This is a genomic window from Amycolatopsis albidoflavus, from assembly GCF_039525725.1.
Classification (GTDB): domain Bacteria; phylum Actinomycetota; class Actinomycetes; order Mycobacteriales; family Pseudonocardiaceae; genus Amycolatopsis; species Amycolatopsis albidoflava.
The window spans coordinates 94,000-110,574 of the sequence record NZ_BAAAHV010000007.1 but is presented as its reverse complement, the minus strand read 5'-3'; the positions used below and the strand labels follow the sequence as shown (position 1 = coordinate 110,574).

General features: G+C 68.1%; 11 protein-coding genes and 1 tRNA gene. 3 read left to right on the top strand and 9 right to left on the bottom strand.

All coding sequences use genetic code 11. The features are described from left to right. Nucleotides 1-42: 42 nt before the first annotated feature. A complete protein-coding gene (locus tag ABD156_RS09845; protein ID WP_344269513.1) occupies nt 43-1,206 on the bottom strand; it encodes an IniB N-terminal domain-containing protein in 1,164 nt (387 codons plus the stop codon). 304 nt (nt 1,207-1,510) lie between these two features. On the opposite strand from ABD156_RS09845, the gene ABD156_RS09840 reads away from it, so the two are divergent. Beyond that, on the top strand, nt 1,511-2,653 hold the full coding sequence (locus ABD156_RS09840; protein WP_344269510.1) for an Hsp70 family protein: 1,143 nt from the start codon (nt 1,511-1,513) through the stop codon (nt 2,651-2,653). After that, a complete protein-coding gene (locus ABD156_RS09835; RefSeq protein WP_344269507.1) occupies nt 2,650-5,325 on the top strand; it encodes a helix-turn-helix transcriptional regulator in 2,676 nt (891 codons plus the stop codon). The genes ABD156_RS09840 and ABD156_RS09835 overlap by 4 nt, the downstream gene beginning before the upstream one ends. Before the next feature lie 13 nt (nt 5,326-5,338). Here the strand turns inward: ABD156_RS09835 and ABD156_RS09830 are convergent, their stop codons facing one another. The 7 genes from ABD156_RS09830 to ABD156_RS09800 form a co-directional block, all read right to left on the bottom strand. Beyond that, on the bottom strand, nt 5,339-6,082 hold the full coding sequence (locus tag ABD156_RS09830; protein ID WP_344269504.1) for a ferredoxin reductase: 744 nt from the start codon (nt 6,080-6,082) through the stop codon (nt 5,339-5,341). After that, complete coding sequence (locus ABD156_RS09825) at nt 6,052-6,651, bottom strand: sulfite oxidase-like oxidoreductase (RefSeq protein WP_344269501.1); 600 nt, start codon at nt 6,649-6,651, stop codon at nt 6,052-6,054. The genes ABD156_RS09830 and ABD156_RS09825 overlap by 31 nt, the downstream gene beginning before the upstream one ends. A gap of 50 nt (nt 6,652-6,701) precedes the next feature. Beyond that, the gene (locus tag ABD156_RS09820; RefSeq protein WP_344269498.1) at nt 6,702-7,325 is read right to left on the bottom strand and encodes a pentapeptide repeat-containing protein; all 624 of its coding nucleotides are present in this window, start codon (nt 7,323-7,325) and stop codon (nt 6,702-6,704) included. A 1,009-nt stretch (nt 7,326-8,334) separates the two neighbouring features. Beyond that, nucleotides 8,335-8,562, bottom strand: coding sequence for a hypothetical protein (locus ABD156_RS09815; RefSeq protein ID WP_344269495.1), 228 nt, complete (start codon nt 8,560-8,562; stop codon nt 8,335-8,337). Nucleotides 8,563-9,167: 605 nt separating this feature from the next. Beyond that, entirely contained in the window at nt 9,168-10,595 is a 1,428-nt protein-coding gene (locus ABD156_RS09810) for an ATP-binding protein (protein ID WP_344269492.1), read from the bottom strand. Then, nucleotides 10,592-12,244: an NAD(P)/FAD-dependent oxidoreductase gene (locus tag ABD156_RS09805; protein ID WP_344269489.1), complete on the bottom strand. Its 1,653-nt coding sequence runs from the start codon at nt 12,242-12,244 to the stop codon at nt 10,592-10,594. Before ABD156_RS09805 ends, ABD156_RS09810 begins: the two co-directional genes overlap by 4 nt. A gap of 108 nt (nt 12,245-12,352) precedes the next feature. Next, complete coding sequence (locus ABD156_RS09800; protein ID WP_344269796.1) at nt 12,353-13,960, bottom strand: coagulation factor 5/8 type domain-containing protein; 1,608 nt, start codon at nt 13,958-13,960, stop codon at nt 12,353-12,355. A gap of 918 nt (nt 13,961-14,878) precedes the next feature. Here ABD156_RS09800 and ABD156_RS09795 point away from each other — a divergent pair. Next, nucleotides 14,879-14,951: transfer RNA gene (locus tag ABD156_RS09795), tRNA-Ala, on the top strand. A gap of 22 nt (nt 14,952-14,973) precedes the next feature. Here ABD156_RS09795 and ABD156_RS09790 read toward each other — a convergent pair. After that, the gene (locus ABD156_RS09790; RefSeq protein ID WP_344269793.1) at nt 14,974-16,281 is read right to left on the bottom strand and encodes a tyrosine-type recombinase/integrase; all 1,308 of its coding nucleotides are present in this window, start codon (nt 16,279-16,281) and stop codon (nt 14,974-14,976) included. Between the last annotated feature and the right edge of the window lie 294 nt (nt 16,282-16,575).

Genomic DNA, 16,575 nt, shown 5'->3' with positions numbered 1-16,575 from the left:
GGTCGCACCCAGACCGCGGAGCCACTCCCTCATTACCGTTGCTCAGAGGGAAATGTGCAGCTCACCGCCGCCGTGCGAGGTCTCCGCACCGCCGTGCAGGTCAAGGCCGAGGCCCTGGTGCCCGAGGTCGGAAACCGTCGAGACGGTGTCGTGCACCATGCCGACGCCGGCGTCGGTCCCGGTGTGCGTCTCGGTCGCGGCGTCGGAGCGCTCGGCGTCGCCGTGCGACATGAGCGAGTGCGCCTGCTGGGTCACACCGTTGACCGCGTGGTTCAGGCCATCGGCGCTGAGCGTGTTGCTCAGGCTGCCGACGTTGTCGGTGACAGTCCCGACAGCGTCGCTGACGTGCCCGGCAATGCCGCCGCCGGCCTCGGTCGCGTGGTCGGCGACCTGCGCGCCGGAGTTCGCGACCGGCAGGTCGCCGACGTTGACCGGCGACGCCGCGGCGAGCTCGCCGCCGACGTGCTGCACCTGCGAGACGGCACCGTCAGCCGCGGCGGCCGCCTGTCCGCTCGCCTGCGCGACGGCGCTGGAGTCCAGCCCGCTGGCCAGGTCGTTGCCCAGGGCGAGTGCACTGGTCGGGTTCTGCACCAGCGCGGTGACGGACGCGGCAGCGTTCTGCACGTCGCCGACGCCCGGAAGCGCGGGCAGGGCCGGAGCCGCCGGAAGGCCCGGCACAGCCGGAACCGACGGCAGCTCGCCGGCGACCGGCAGCGCCGGAACAGCGCTGGCGACGTCACCGACACCGGGCAGCGCGCCGACGCCCGGAAGAGCACCGGCACCCGGCAGCTCGCCCAGGCCAGGCAGCTGGCCAACGCCCGGGAGCTCGCCGAGACCGGGCAGCTCGCCCAAGCCCGGCACCGCCGGCAGCTCGCCGAGGCCCGGCAGCTGAGGCGCACCCGCGGACGCGGCCGCACCACCGAGCGAAGAGGTGAGCGCCTGCAGCTGCTCGATCGCGCCCTGCGGGCCGTCGCCGAGCGCAGCGGTCAGGTCGCCCGCCTGGGGCAGGTGGCCGAGAGAGGCCAGGTGGTCCACCGGGACGTAGTCGAGCACCAGCGGCGCGACCTCGTTCACGTCGGCGGCGCTGATGTCGCCCAGCCCGGCAGCGGCCAGCGCGGCCTGCGGGTCCTGGCCGAAAGCGGCGAGCGCGGACGGGTCTTGGAGCAAGGTGAGCGTGAAGTCGTGCAGAGTCTGCACCGAATCCATTGGGGGATCTCCACTTGTCGTGATTACGGGGAATGCCCGGCCCTCCCCGGCCGGGCGTGGCGCCCAAGGTAGGGACGGGGCACCCCCGCTCACATCGGGGTTTACACCCAGTCGCGCCTCGCTCAGCCGTTAGGGGGTCGATATGAGATCGTTAGGGAGTTAGGGGATCGGACACGCGGAACCCGGTTGGGTTAAATCCCACCCCACTCTTGCCCGTCTGACCCGAACGGGTGAGGATGCGTATCCGTTCAGTGAGTTACGCCCCTTGGCCGAACCCTGACTGCGACGAAGGGAGGAAGCGGCGGTGCCCTACGTGCTCGGCATCGACCTCGGCGCTGCCCGGACCCACGCCGCGCTCCGCCGCAGGCAAGGTGACCGGTGGGACGATCCCGAGCCATTGTGGCTGGGCGAGACCTCCCCGGCGACCGCGACCGCGCTCTTCCTCGACGACGAGGGTTACCTGCTCACCGGCGATGCGGCCACGCAAGCCGGTGCCGCTGTGCCGTCCCGGCTGATCACCGGCTTCCACCGTCGCGTCGGCGACGACGTGCCGGTATTCATCGGCAGCGAACCGTTCACGCCGGAATCCCTGACGACGGTCTTCGTCGAAGGCATCGCCGACGTCGCGGCCAGCCAGACCGGCGGACCACCGCGACAGCTCGTCGTCACCCACCCTGGTGACTGGGGCGGTTACCGGCGCGATCTACTCCGCCAATCGCTCGCGGAGTCCGGGTTCAACGCGGTCACCCTCGTTCCCAGTGCGGTCGCCGCGCTCTACGCCCACCTCCCGGAGCCCGGCGCGGGCGACCGGACGGCCGCAGTGTGCGAGTTCGGCCCGGACGGCGTCACCGTCACTTTGGCGACCGCTTCGGGAGCCAGCGGATGGATCGCCCGGACCAGCACTGAAGGCGTCGCCCCAGGTGCCGCGATCACGACCGCGTTCGGTCTCGCGCAGGCGGCCAACGTCACTCCAGAGTCGCTGGCCGGCATCGTGTTCTGCGGCGAACCCGTCCAGGGCGCCCGCCCTGGACGCCTGCCCTGCCCGTTCTTCACCGGCCCTCAGCCCGCGGATACGGCCGCCATCGGCGCCGGGATCCTCGCCAGCCAACGGACGAGGCCCCTCGCGCGCCGGGAAGCCCCCGCCCCCGAAACCACCTTGCTGCCGCGAGTCGACCGAGAACCCGAACTTCCGGACAGACCCGAGCGGCCGCCGGTGGAGATCACTCCATTCACGCTGCCGGAGCCCGAAGGCGCTGCCAAACTGATGCGTCGCTGGCGACCGCTCGCCGCCGCGGCGGCGGTGCTGGCGATCAGCTCCTCGATCCTGATCGCGGTCCTCACGTCACACGAAGCGACCGCGGACAAGGAACCCGCTTCTCCCCGTCCCCCTGTCCTGAGTTCGTGCGCCCACCCAGCCACAGCTCCCTCCGGTGAAGGTCACTGTTGAACGCACTGCTGGCGAAAACCGGCAACGACGCCGTCCACCCCGCAGCCCGCCGCCTCCTTGAACAACTCGCCGACACCCCCGCGGCCCCAGTCCGGCTCGTCGTCGTGGCCCCGGGCGGTTATGGCAAGACTGCGTTGCTGGGCGCCCTCGACCGCAGCTACCGCGAGGCAGGCGTCGAGGCCACCGTCGTCGACGACGCCGACCAGCTCGACGACGAAGACCTGACCAGGCTCACCATGCTCGCTGCCGCCAAAGAGGGACCGCTCGTGGTGGCACACCGTCCAAACCCTCGCGCGCAGGCATTGCGGGCGCTCGGCGAAACGCTGCTGCTGCCGCCGCTGACCGTCGACGAAGTCGGCAAGCTCGCGAAACAACTCACCGGCCGCACCGCGGATGCCTCCGCCCTGCATGCCAACACCGGCGGCGTCCCCCGCCTCGTAGAACGCGTCGTAACCGCCCGCCTCGCCGACTTCCGCGCTGAGCTGGCCGCCCTCGACGACGACGTCCTCCGCTACCTCATCGCCGCCGAAGCCGGCGCGGCTCGCAACCTCGATCTGCTCTGTTCCTTGTTGGAGCGCACGCCGGACGAACTGCCCGAAGTCGTCGACGGAGCCCGCGCTACCGGCCTCCTCGACGCCGAAGACATTCTCCTGCCTGCCGCCGCCGAAGCCGTCCGTGCTTACGGGCCGCCTGCCCGTCGCCTGGCGGTTCTGCAACAACTCGTGGAAGCGCAGCTGACCCGCGGCCTGCCCGTACTTGACCTCGCGACCTCGCTCCTCGACGCCGGCAGCTCCGGTGCCTCCGCAGCAACCGCGTTCGCGACCGCAGCAAGCGAAGCTCTCCCCACTGATCCAAAGCACGCCGCACGCCTTTTCGAAGCCGCAGCGGAAGCCGGTGCCCGCGACTCCGCGACTACCACCGGCTGGGCTCGCGCCGCCGCACAGTCCGGGGATCTGGACACCGCCCTCCGCCTAGGCGACGGCATGTTGTCTGGCGAAGACCCCGAGGCACGAGCCGCCGGTGCGGAGATCGCCGCGACAGTCCTGGCCCACCGCGGCGAACTGGCTCGAACCGCAGAGCTGTACCGCTGGGCTGCGGCCACGGACAACTGGTCTCGTCAACACGCAGCCACGTTGGTGTCCAACGCCAGCGGCTCCACACTGGCAGGCACCGAAAATCCCGATGCCGCGGCAACGAGCAATGAGGACGCAAAACACCCGACGGCAGCCAATTCGTCGCACCCGCAAGCCTCTGCGCTCCCCCACCGCGCGGACGCGGCCGAAGCTCCGGCCGATCCCGCCTCTCCGGCACCAATCGCATACGTTCCCAACGGGAATGCCTCTTTCCCAACGTCGCCCCAACCAAATGGCGAAACCTATCGCTGGGTGGGCCCTGGCGCGGTGGATGCGTTCGCCACGATCGCCCTCGTCGGAACCGGCCAGGCCACCGGGGGCCAAGCTGTCGCCACAGTCCCGATGCCGGGCGTCGCGCCGACGTTGTTCACCGGTGCCGCGGCTCGAACAGCAAGCGGGATCGCGGAATCAGTGTTCGGGTGCGGCACAGAGGCGCTCCCGACACTCGTCGGTGCCGCGGCAATGCTCGAACCAGCGGTCGGCGGTGCGCCGCTTCCGGACAGTCCGGCCGCGCTCGCAGCACTCGCTGGCCTGCATGCTGGCGAACTGGCGCTCGCCGAATCGGTGTTGGAACGAGCGCTGGCCAGCAGCGTCGGCGGCGACCTGCTCGCCACCCGGCACCGGCTGCTGCTTGGTTGGGTCGCGATGACCGGCGGCCACCTCGCTGCCGCGACTGAACACCGAGACGCCGTTGCTGGCACCAAACTTGAAGCCCGCGACGAACTGTTCTTCGCCACACTGGAACTCGGCCTCGCCCGGCGGGCGAGCGATCTGGTCGGGCTGCAACAGTCGTGGGAGCGGGCGTATCAGGCGTCTATGCGTCAGCAGGTTGACTTGTTCACACTGTTGCCGTTGGGAGAACTGGCAATCGCAGCCGCTCGGACCGGTGCGCACGCCAAGCTGTCCCGGCGGCTGGAGCGCGCTCACGCCATGCTGGACCGTCTCGGCAATCCTCCTTTGTGGACAGTCTCGCTGTGCTGGCACGAACTGCACGCCGCGATCACCACCGAAGACCGAGCCACAGCGGAAAGGCAACTGGCTTCGCTGAACCGCTTCGCGGACTGCGGCCGCTATCCGGCCGCGCTCGCCCGCGCCGCCGGGTGCTGGCTTGCCGTGCTCAGCGGCACGTTCGATCCGGGTGAAATCTCCGCGGCGGCCGCGGAACTTCACGAACTGGACCTGTGCTGGGACGCTGCCCGACTGGCCGGCCAAGCCGCGATTCGCACGTCGGACCGCAAGGCGATGGTCCAACTCCTCGAAGCGGCTCGGCAGTTCCAAGGCACAACTGGACGCCTTGAATCCTCCACCCCGACGCCGGGCGCGGCGACCGGATTGAGCGCTCTGAGCGAACGAGAACTGGAGGTCGCCCGCTTAGTGGTCGACGGCCTGACCTACAAACAAGCTGGCAGCAAACTCTTCATCTCCGGCAAGACCGTTGAACACCACATGGCCCGCATCCGCGGAAAACTCGGTGCCACAGACCGTCGCGAGCTCCTCGCGACCCTGCGTGAGCTGCTCGCCAAACCGACAGTGCATTGACTCCCGGACGGCCTCAGTCCCGGCCGGGGCCGAAACGTTCGGTCCGGATCGACTGCGGCGAATGTCCCAGCGCGAGCATGATGTCCGCGGCGGTTTCGACGAACCCGGTCGGCCCGCAAATGTACGTGGTGGCACCGAATTCGGTTGGCCATGCGGCGGTATTCAACGTGGCAACGTCGATGCGCCGCGGAATACCGGAAAGCCCTTCAGGAAGCTCTCGGGTGTAAACGTAGGAGATATCCAAGCCTGCGTACGGACGGCGAAGTTCCTCGGCGTAGTACAGCTCCGCCGGGGTGCGCAGCGAATAGACCAGCCGAAACAGCGCTTTGCTGCCAGCTTCGCGACGAGCCCGGATCATCGACATCAGCGGGACGATGCCTGCGCCGCCGGCGACGAGCAGCACCGGGGCCGAATCGGTGGGACGCCATACGAACCAGCCGCCGATCGGGCCGCGGATCTCGACCGGGTCTCCGACCGCGTAAGGGCCGGTCAAGTGTTCGGATACCTCGCCGTCGGCTACGCGCTGCACGGTCAGCTCGATTCGATCTCCGTTCGACGGTGCCGCCAGCGAGTAGCTGCGTTGCGCGGTGTAGCCGTCAGCTGCGGTGAGACGAACGTCGACGTGCTGTCCCGCGAGATGGCCGGGCCACCCGGGGATGTCGAAGACCAGGGTGCGCGCGGTCGGCGTCTCCTGCCGGATCTCCGCGAGCCGGGCGACGCGCCACGCTAGTCGCCCTGATACCGCTGTTCTCGCCATGGATCTCCGTAGTCGTGGTAGCCGGCCGTTTCCCAGAAGCCTGGGGCGTCCTTCGTGGCGAGTCGCAGCTCGCGCACCCATTTCGCAGACTTCCAGAAATAGAGATGCGGCACCAGCAGCCGGGCGGGGCCGCCGTGTTCCGGGGTGAGCGGCTTGCCGCCGTACTCGTAGGCGATCCACGCTTGCCCGCCGAGCAGGTCGGCAAGCGGGAGGTTTGTGGTGTAGCCGCCGTAGGAATGTGCCATGACGTAATCAGCGGCGGTATCGAGGTCCCCGACGAGCGCGTCTACTGGGACTCCGCGCCACCGAGTGTCCAATTTGGACCATTGAGTGACGCAGTGGATGTCGACCGTGATCTTCTCGCTGGGCAGCGCCATCAGTTCCGACCACGACCACGAGCGGCGTTCGCCGCTTTCGGTCACCACCGCGAACTCCCACCGCTCGGTGCTCACCCGAGGGGTCGGCCCGGCCGAGAGAACCGGGAAGTCTTCGGCGAGATACTGCCCGGGCGGCAACCGCGGGCTAGCCCCACGGGCGCGTCCGGTGAAGCCTGGTGTGACGACTCCCATCGCGCTCCCTTCCGGACATACCCGGCAAGCTCCACCCCTTGGACGCGAGACTACCCGCGCACCTGCAACCCGAGCGACGTGACGAGCACCGCTGCCTGCTCCGGGGACACGATCGCGCCAGCCAGCGACGCACGAGTCGGGTCAAGCGACGACAGATCGCTCCCCCGCAGCTCAGCGCGTGTGACGTCGATGTCCTGCAGTTCCGCCCCGGACAGATCCACGTCGGTGAACACCGCCCCCGAGCACTTCGCCTTCGTGAGGTCCGCTTCGCGCATCCGGACACCCTGGACCGTGACTCCACGCAGGTCGGCACCGTTCAATCCGACGAAAGACCAGTCTCCGCCCGTTACGCGCAACGGCCGCAGGTCACAGTCCTGGAATCGGCTGCCGACCAGCTTGCATCCGGTGAACTCGGCGTCGAAGAGGTTGCACCCCTTGAACACACATCCGGTGAACGCCGAGTCGGTGTGCCGCGAAGCGTTGAACTGGACGTTCCCGAACACACAGTCCAGGAAAGTGACACCGCGCGTGACGGCCTCGGTGAGATCGACCTGGTGGAACTCGCAACGCACGAACCGCCGCGCCGTGAACTCCTCCGCGTACCAGTCTTCCCGCCGGTAGACGCGGTCCTCTACCGTCTCGGCGGCCGGCGGTTCCGGGTCGTGTTCAGGCATTCGCCAAGCCTAGTTGGCTCACCTGCCGGACGGATGCCGGACGCGACGTGAAGCGTCTCGCCGCCATCGGATTCTGGCTGGTGACGGCCAGGAACGCCAGGACCGCTGCAGGTGCCGTACCTCCTGCTACCCGGGCGGTTGCGTGGTCGGCTCCTTCCGCTCTGTTACGCGGCCCATGCCACAGCGAGGAGCGGTCTCCTCAGGACAGCCATACGATGGCCGGATGAGCGAAGGCCGATGGTTCGATGCCTGGGTGCCTTGGCCCGAACTGTCGGGCTTGGCCGCCGCGGGCCGGGCATTGCTGCCCGCCGTGCCCGCGACCCCGGCCGCGCTCGCCCGAACTGTCACCGAGCAACTGGTGGGCCGTCGCCTCACGACCACCGTGCAAGGCCACGAAGTCGGCCTGACCCTCACCGAACTCGATTACCCGGCGGATTCGCTTCGCCTGGCCACCGGTCGGGTGGGAGACGTCCGCATTGTCGCGACAGACGTCGACTGGCCAGTTCCGAGCAGTTCGGCGGCCCCCGTTGAGCACGGCGTCGGCAGCCTTGGCGGCACTGCTGGCTCGTCTCGATCCGGAGCGGCTGCAGCAGCGTCGAACGCGCGTGGCGAAACGAGGGCCCCGACCACCGCGGGCGCATTCGGTGCGCATGCGGGGAAGGGCACGCGACCTCCCGCCGACAAGCCGAGGAACACGGACGGCTCGCCGGACACGGCTGGTCTTGCGTCTGCCCGCATCGAACTGCCCGGCGACGACCGAACTGCCGCACGCCCATCCGGTCCACGAGAGAACACGGCATCGTCGGATTCTGTTCAGGCGCAACGCGATCGCCGAATCTCGGAAGCCACACCAAGTGTCGCAGCGCGGAACCCCACCTCGGTGCCTGACGCACCAAACGCGGAACCGCACGAATCTGAGCAACCGACTTCTCGGCGGAACTCCGGGCGGCCGCCCACCAGCCGCGAAGCAGGGTCGGCAAGCCGGCCAGCTGCCGACACGTCTGCGCAGTCAGACGTCGACCGCATTCCGCTGCGCCGCGTAACCGTGCTCGCCAAGGACGTACGGCTTCGAGGATTGCCTTCGCCAGCGGTGATTCCCGGATCTGTCGAACTCGAGATCGAAGTGAGCGGGGCGGTGGTGCGGGATCGGGTTGCCGCGGCGCGTCCCGATCTGATCGCGACGCCGCATCCGGAAGGTATTCGGGTGCGCTGGCGAAAGCATCCACACTGGGGACATTTGACCCTCGTCGCAGACATCGCAGACGACGCAATAGTGCTGACCCCGACCGCGCTCCGTCTCGGACGATGGGCGAGGCGTCCCCCGAAGCGGATCCGGCCGATCGTGCTTCCGCTCCCGGATCTGCCGAAAGGGTTGCGGCTGACCGGAATCCGATCGGACGAAGACGAGCTCGCGCTGACGATCGCAGCCGACGAATGGCCCGGACGGCTCGCCCGGATTCCCTTGCCGGACATGCTGACCTGGCTAACGACAGCGGCAATGACACTGACACTTCCCGGATTCGGATCACGGTCCCTCCCCTGAACCGGCAGCGGCGTCCACCGAGCCCCGTCTGGGCCCGAGCAATGGATGCCGTACCGCCGTGATCCAGAGTGCTCGAACATCCGTTCGGAATCATCACTCGATCGGGGATAGATCGAAAACCTTTGGCACACAAGGGAAACTCGAAAACAGCCCGAAATTCTGTCGGTGCGGTCGGCTAGCCTCGGAATCGAGCCGTCAATCGCTCCGAGGGGATGCCACCGATGACCGTCACCGCAGAACTGCTCCGAAGAAGCCGAAGAACCCGGCCCCATGCCGGGTCCCCGACGGCAAGCGCGCGTTCAGAGCGACGCTTGTTCCTCCACCGGAAGGCAGACCTCGAACCGGGTGTCGCCCGGTTCCGACGTCACTTTGATGTCGCCCGAATGCCGTTCCACGACGATCCGCCACGAGATGTCCAGCCCGAGGCCGGTGCCTTCGCCCACGCCTTTGGTGGTGAAGAACGGCTCGAAGATACGCTGGCGCACCTCTTCCGGGATTCCCGGCCCGGTGTCGCCGATCTCGACGCGCACCTGCTTGCCGACCTGCCAGGTGCGCAAGGTCAGCGTTCCCTCGCCGCCCATGGCACCCACGGCGTTGTCGATGATGTTGGTCCACACCTGGTTCAGTTCGGCGGCGTAGGCGGGAATCCGGTCGATCAAGCAGTCGTATTCCTTGACCACGCGGATGCCTTCGCCGAGTTTGCCCGACATCATCACCAGCGTGGAGTCGAGTCCTTCGTGGACGTCGATGAACTGGTGCGGCGCGCGATCCATCTGCGAGTACTGCTTCGCCGCGCCCACGAGCGTGGAAACCCGGCTGGTCGAGTCTTCGATCTCGCCCATCAGCATCTCGGTTTCGAGTGCGTACGCGAGCCAGCGGATCGCGCCGTCGAGCAACCCTTCGCCCACCGATTCGAGAACGTGGTCGAGGTTCTTCGGGGTCAACCCGGCCGCGACGAAGATGCTCGCGAGGTCCCAACCCTGGTCGATGCCGTGGTCGTCGAACCAATCGCCGATCTCGTCCTCGCGGTCGGCCTGCTGCATCGCGGTGAGCTTAGGCGCGTCGCCGACCTGCTTCACCAAGCGTTCCTGGACGTCGAGCAGCAGCTCGAGCAGATCCGGATCGATGTCTTTCTTCGCCAGGATCGCCAGCTTGTGCCGCATGCCGGCGACCCGCTCGCGCAGGGCGGCGGTCGCCCGTACCGCGGCCGCGGCCGGGTTGTTGAGCTCGTGCATGAGCCCCGCGGACAGTTCGCCGAGGGCGACGAGCCTGCGCCGCGACGACACCAGCGCGTCGGTGTTGCGCCAGCCGAGGTACATCCCCTCCAGCAGATGCGCCGCCATGGGGAACCATTGCCGGAATTCGACGGCGAACTCAGCGGCGGGAAGTGTGAGGAAGGTCAGGTCGCTGACTGCGTAGATCGTCGCGCCGTAGGTGGCTTCACTATCCTGGTAGGCCAGGAATTGCGTTGCACCGCAATAGGAACCCCGCTGATCGGATCGCTTCATCTCGACCTCGGCACCGGCCACGACGCGGGTCATCCGCAGCGCGCCGTTGAGCAGGACGTAGAAGCAGGTGGCCGGATCGCCCTCGCGGATCACCACGGAATCAGCCTTGAACTCCTCGCGCACCGCGTTCTGCTCGATCCAGTCGAGCTGCGCGTCCGAGAGATGTTCGAACAAGAACAGGCCGCGCAGTTCCTCGCGCGGCAAGGCGGGCTGAGTCACTGTTCCTCCAAGTATCGGTGGACCAGGGTCACGGCCATGGCGCCCTCGCCGACGGCGGACGCCACGCGTTTCACCGACTGCGAGCGCACGTCTCCGGCCACGAACACGCCGGGCACTGACGACTCCAGGTAATGCGGATCGCGGTCCAGCGTCCATCCCGGCGGCCTGCGTCCGTCTTCCACGAGATCCGGGCCGGTCCGGACGAATCCATGGGCGTCCCGCAGGACGCCTTTCCCCAGCCACTCCGTGCGCGGAGCGGCACCGATGAAGATGAAGAGGTGTTCCGTGTCCAGTTTCTCGGTCACGCCGTCTTTGCAGACCGTGATGGACTCGAGGTGATCGTCCCCGTGAGCTTTGACCACTGTGGTGTGCGTGCGGACGTGGACGTTCTCGATGGCCGCGAGCTGCTCGATGAGGTAGTGCGACATCGACGACTCCAGCGACGCGCCGCGGACCAGCAGCGTCACGTCAGTGGCGTGCTGCGCGAAGAACACCGCGGCCTGTCCAGCGGAGTTCGCGCCGCCGACGATGTACACGTGGTCGTTCGAGCACTCAGGCGCTTCCGTCGCGGCGGAGCCGTAGTAGACGCCCCGGCCGGTCAGCTCCTCGATTCCTTCGGCTTCCAGCGCGCGGTAATTGACGCCGCTGGACAGGATCACGGAGTGCGCGGCGATCTCGGATCCGTCGCCGAAGGTCACGACCCGGCTCGATCCGCGTGCTTCCAGGCCAACGACATCGCGAGCCGTGAGCACCTCGGCACCAAACTTCTGCGCTTGGCGGCGGGCTCGATCCGTCAGCTGTGCGCCGGACACGCCGTCCGGGAAGCCGAGGTAGTTCTCGATCCGGGAGCTGGTTCCGGCCTGGCCGCCGGTAGCTTTGCGCTCGACGAGCACGGTGCGCAGCCCCTCGGAGGCTCCGTAGACCGCGGCTCCGAGTCCGGCCGGACCGCCGCCGATCACCACCAGGTCGTAAAAGTCCTGTGCGGGCTGGGTAGAAAGGCCCACCGCATCGGCGATCTCGCTTCCCGACGGCTGTTTCAGCACCGTGCCGTCCGGCGTCACCACGACCGGGATGTCGGTCTCGCACGCGCCGGCGGCCTGGAGGATGCGGCCGGCTTCATCGTCGTCGACCGAGTACCACCGGTACGGCACGGCGTTGCGAGCGAGGAAGTCGCGCATCCGGAACGACGGAGCCGAGTACCGGTGCCCGATCAGCTTCGTCTCCTCGACCGGACGATCGCCGACCGCGAGCCAGGTCTCGACGAGAGAGTCGATGACCGGGTACAGCTTCTCCTCGGGCGGGTCCCAGGGCTTGAGCAGGTAGTGGTCGACGTCGACCACGTTGATCGCCTGGATCGCGGCGTCGGTGTCGGCGTAGGCCGTCAGGAGCGCGCGCCGGGCGTTGGGGAAGAGGTCCATCGCCTTCTCCAGGAAGACGATGCCGTCCATGTGCGGCATGCGGTAGTCGGCGAGGATCGCCGCGACGGCGTCGCCGCGCAGCTTGATCTCGCGAAGGGCGTCGAGGGCGTCGGCACCCGAGTCGGCGCGGATGACGCGGTAGTCCTTGCCGTAGCGGCGACGCAGGTCGCGCGCCACAGACCGCGAAACGGCGGGGTCGTCGTCGACGGTCATCAGGATCGGCTGGCTCACACGGCACAGCCTACGGTGTCCCGTCGTCCGTCGGGGCAAGCAACAGAACCAGGGACCGGCGCCCGCCGCGGCCGCCACCGCGACGGGCACCGGTTGTCCAGGTGGTGGCTACGGATAGCGCACCAAGTTCGCCGGTTTCGTGCCCGCCGGAGTGGTCTCGCCGTTGTCGTTGATCACGTGAGTGATCGTTCCCTGCTGGTTGAGCGAAACCGTCACCATGTCGTGGAATCGCACGTCCGGGGCGGCCGGGACGGCGAAAGCGCGCGAGCAGGCCACCGACGGGTTCGTGCTGAAGAAGCAGTAGCTGCCCAGGCCCCAGGCTTCGTGGCTGGTCACGTCCGGGGCGACCTGGTAGGCGGGGTAGCCCTCCGCCTCGCCGTTCATCCAGCTGGCCTGGTCGGGGACGTCGTAGGGCATCTCGTTCTGGAAGAAGTAGGTGCGCCCGCCGTTTCCGTTCCAGGCCACCTGGGTCTTCTGAAAGTGCTCGACGAACAGCCCGTAGACGGTCACGTCGTCGCCGTTCACGACCAGGCCGGTGTCGGCTGTGTTGGAGTTCCAGCCGACGTGGCTGTCGTCGGCTCCGTGGTCGGCCCGCCAGAGCCAGAGGTGGTCGCCGATCACGTCGTTGCTGTTGACGACCAGGCTGGTGCGCGCTTTTCCAGCGGCGGCACCGCCGATGCGGAAGAACACGTCGTGCAGCGACGTCGGGTTCGCCGAATGGTCGGCGTCCGACGCGGGGTCGCCGACCTCCATGAGCATGGCCGACGAGGTTGTCCCCGCGTCGATCAGCAGGCCGGCGATCTTTACCCCGTCCACATCGTCGACCTTGATCGCGGTGATCCCGCCGTCCGGCACCAAGGTCGCGATGCCGAGGCCGAGGATGACGCTGTCCGGGCGGGTCACGTGCAGCGGCTGGTCAAGGTGGTAGACGCCTGGAGTGATCAGCAGGTTCTTGCCCGACGTCAGCGCCGCGTTCATTTCGGCCGCGGCAGCGCCGGGCTTCACGATGAAGAACTGGTCGATCGGCAACGAAACGCCCGGCGCGCCGCCGTGTTCCCAGGTGACCCCGGAGGTGTTGGTCCGCAGCGCGGGCACGAACACCCGGTAGTGCCCGGACTCGTCGACCTGCAGGCACGGCTTTTCGCGCACGACCGGGGTCTGGTCGACCGTCGTGTAGGGCGGGTCCGGGAAGGTGCCGGTGGGTGCGCCGTCCACTCCGACGAACACCATGTTCCAAGTGGACCCGTTCCAGCTGCCGAACCGCGAATCGCGCGAGATCCATTGCTGTTGCGACCCGGAACGGATCTGGCCGTCGATCTTCGTGTCCGAGATCCAGCCACCGCTCGACCAGCCGCCTCCGTGGTCGAGGCGGAGGTCGCCGCGGACGTGCATCCGCCGATACGGGCTCGCCTGCGAGACGGCCCACTGATCCGCGCCCCCGACGGGGTTCACTGACAGGTTTTCCGCGCCGCGCCAGAAGTTCTGGGTCGCGTTGTTCGGGGGGAACCAGTCCGCCTCGACGTGCACCGCACCGTTGATCGTCACGGCGTCTGGAGTGCTGCCCAGTCCGAGGATTTGGGTGTAGAAGCCGACGTTCACGTCGTTGGAGTACGTGCCCGGCTTGAACAGCACCGCGTAGCGCTCGCAACCGAACTGGTTCTTCTCCTGCTCCGCGAAGATCGCGTCCAGCTTGCGCTGGATGCTCGCGCTCGGCATCGACGGATCGAAAACGACGACGTTCGGCCCCAGGTCCACTTGTCCCGGCGGCGGAGAAGGAGTGCCACCCACGGAGATCAGTGTGAACGACCGGTTGGCGGCGCCATGACTGCCGTGCTGCTGCGGCTTCTCGTGGTCGGCGGCCGGTCCGGCCGGGTGCGGTTCACGGTCTCCGCCGGAGTCAAGATCGACAACCGGCGCAGCCGGATGCGCTGGCCATCGCAGGTCGACCTCGGGGAACGGCAATCGCGGCGGGACTGCGGCGCGGCACGTTCGCAGAGCGTTTTTGTCCTCCGGAACAGGAAGCTGGGAGCGACGGGTGGTCGTCTCCGCATCGCCCTCACGGGTGAGGTGAAAGTGCCAATCGTGCGCGTTTGTTCCGGTGCCGATGTACGCGCGGGCCAGCGGCGCGGACCTGCCGGACGGCTGAGCTGCGGCTCGCTGAGCGTTCACCGCCGTGGCTGGACCGGGCCACGCTTCAGCGTTTGCGGCAAGGGGTTGGCGGGGCAGCGCTCGACTGTTCCGCCCGGGGAGGTAGCCAGCTGGGTTCGGAGGTGTCTGCGCCAGAGGTGCCACTCTCCGTGATGCGGGACCCATCGCCACCTCCTTGCCGAGACGGGATCGTCGGGCGACCTCAGCCGGGGATGCGGTCCGCCGTAGGGCAGGAGGTGGCTTGACGTCGCGACTGCGGAGGAATGTAACCGCGGGCACACGTACGCTCAACGCAAACCTGAAGAAAAGTCAGGAAGGGCAGGCGACCTGCACTAATACGCTAGGAGAGGGCGGCAATGACACCGGCTCGGCCAGCTTGGCGCAGCCTTCGAGTGCACTTGCGGCACGTAACCGACCCCCTGCCGAAGGCCTTCAAGGCGGGGTGTACTGTATGTCCATACGAGATGCGGAGTTCACCTCTGCTTCGGGGCTATGGCGCAGCTGGTAGCGCACCTCACTGGCAGTGAGGGGGTCAGGGGTTCGAGTCCCCTTAGCTCCACAGGTTCGATGAACCCCTTTGATCACGCGGTTGGCGCTGGTCGGAGGGGTTTTCTCGTGTTCGCGGGTTGATCTCGCGTGATCGGGTCGAGCTGTTGCGGGGTGTCCCAGGTGGGGAGTTTCTGGGGCGTGCTGCTCCAGGGCACGCGCTTGCGGGCAGCGCCGTTTCCTCTTCCCTGCCGGGCAAGGCGGGAGTTGTCCCTCTTTCCATCGGGAATAAGGGCAGGCGGATTCGGCCGCTGCCGGGGTTTCCGGGACGGCGGAATGGGAGGACGAGATTTCGCCGCCGCCCTTTTCTGTTGCGTGGGCCGGGCGGGACGCGGGCTGCGGACGGCTTTGCGCCAGCGGCGCTGCAGGTCGGCCAGCAACCGGGTTTCCACTTCACGCGCCACGTGCGAATACGTCTCCACGACCCGGTCGGGCAGATGGTGTCCCAGCCGCCGTGCTTGCGCGATCTCCGGAGCCCCGCCCGCGATCAGCCACGTCTTGTGGCTGTGCCGCAGTCCGTGGAACGTCAGTCCTGGGCACACCGAGTAGGCGCGGATCCCGGGCCGGTGGCAGCCGTCGATCGCGGGCCGCAGGACACGACGGTCGAAGGTGGAGCGCCACAGCCAGGTCCCGCGCGAGGTGGTGAACATGAACTCGAACGGATGGCTGTCCAGGTGCCGGCGCAGCAACCGGACCAGGAACGGCGGCAACGCGATCCGCCGCGCCGAGGACGGCGTCTTGGGCGGCCCCAGCCATCGTCGGCCCCGGCTCTCGTGCAATGACCCCTGCTCCGGGTCCACGACGAGATGCCCCGTGTCGAGGTCGAGGTTGTCGCGGTGCAGCGCGGCGAGCTCGCCCCACCGGCAGCCCGTCCACGCCGCGGTGATGATCAGCAGCCGCGCGATGTCGCCGCCCAGAGCGGCGGCCTGGTCGGCGATCCGCAGCACTTGCTCCGGCGTCGCCCACACCCGCTCCCGCACCAGAGTCCGGCACCGGCGGCCGCGGCGACGGCGCTGCCGCACAGGATTCACCGCGATCAACCGCTCGTCCACCGCATCAGCCAAGATCATCGACAACAGCTTCGCCCAGCTCGCCACCGTCGCCGCCGCGTAACCGGCCTCAGCCGCCGCCGTCTTCCACTCATCGACCTGAAGCGCGGTGATCTCACCGATCGGCGTCGCCCCGAAACGCGCCAGCAGATGACACCGCAAGTAACTGTCGTAGTTGTCCACCGTCCGCGGATCCAGATCCTGCACCGGCAACCACCGCCGCACCCAATCCTCAAACAACACACGGCCATCTGCGGGATCGACCCACACCTTGCGACGCTGATCAGACTCCATGTCCCCGGCATACCCAGCGGCCGCCCTCCGCGTCGCGAACCCCGGCACCGAACCAACACCGCCGCCCGCCCGGCGATAACGAACCCGCCACGAACACCGCCCGGACTGCTCCACCCACGCCATGACAACCTCCCGACACGCGACAACGCCCCGTTCCGTCATGCGCCCGGACAACCGGGAAGTCAACCCATGACGGCTAGGAGGGCCGACAAGCCTCCCCCGGCAATTGGAGAAGTGACACCAGCGTCGAAGTGGTCTTAGCCTGACCTTCCCATCTAACAGACGGATGCGAAC

Bases quoted from the DNA above. Each gene is read 5' to 3' on its own strand.
- ABD156_RS09800 (WP_344269796.1), bottom strand. From the start codon at position 13,960: ATGCCGAGCGCGAGCATCCAGCGCAAGCTGGACGCGATCTTCGCGGAG.
- ABD156_RS09845 (WP_344269513.1), bottom strand. From the start codon at position 1,206: ATGGATTCGGTGCAGACTCTGCACGACTTCACGCTCACCTTGCTCCAA.
- ABD156_RS09815 (WP_344269495.1), bottom strand. From the start codon at position 8,562: ATGTCCCCAGTGTGGATGCTTTCGCCAGCGCACCCGAATACCTTCCGG.
- ABD156_RS09825 (WP_344269501.1), bottom strand. From the start codon at position 6,651: ATGGGAGTCGTCACACCAGGCTTCACCGGACGCGCCCGTGGGGCTAGC.
- ABD156_RS09830 (WP_344269504.1), bottom strand. From the start codon at position 6,082: ATGGCGAGAACAGCGGTATCAGGGCGACTAGCGTGGCGCGTCGCCCGG.
- ABD156_RS09790 (WP_344269793.1), bottom strand. From the start codon at position 16,281: ATGGAGTCTGATCAGCGTCGCAAGGTGTGGGTCGATCCCGCAGATGGC.
- ABD156_RS09820 (WP_344269498.1), bottom strand. From the start codon at position 7,325: ATGCCTGAACACGACCCGGAACCGCCGGCCGCCGAGACGGTAGAGGAC.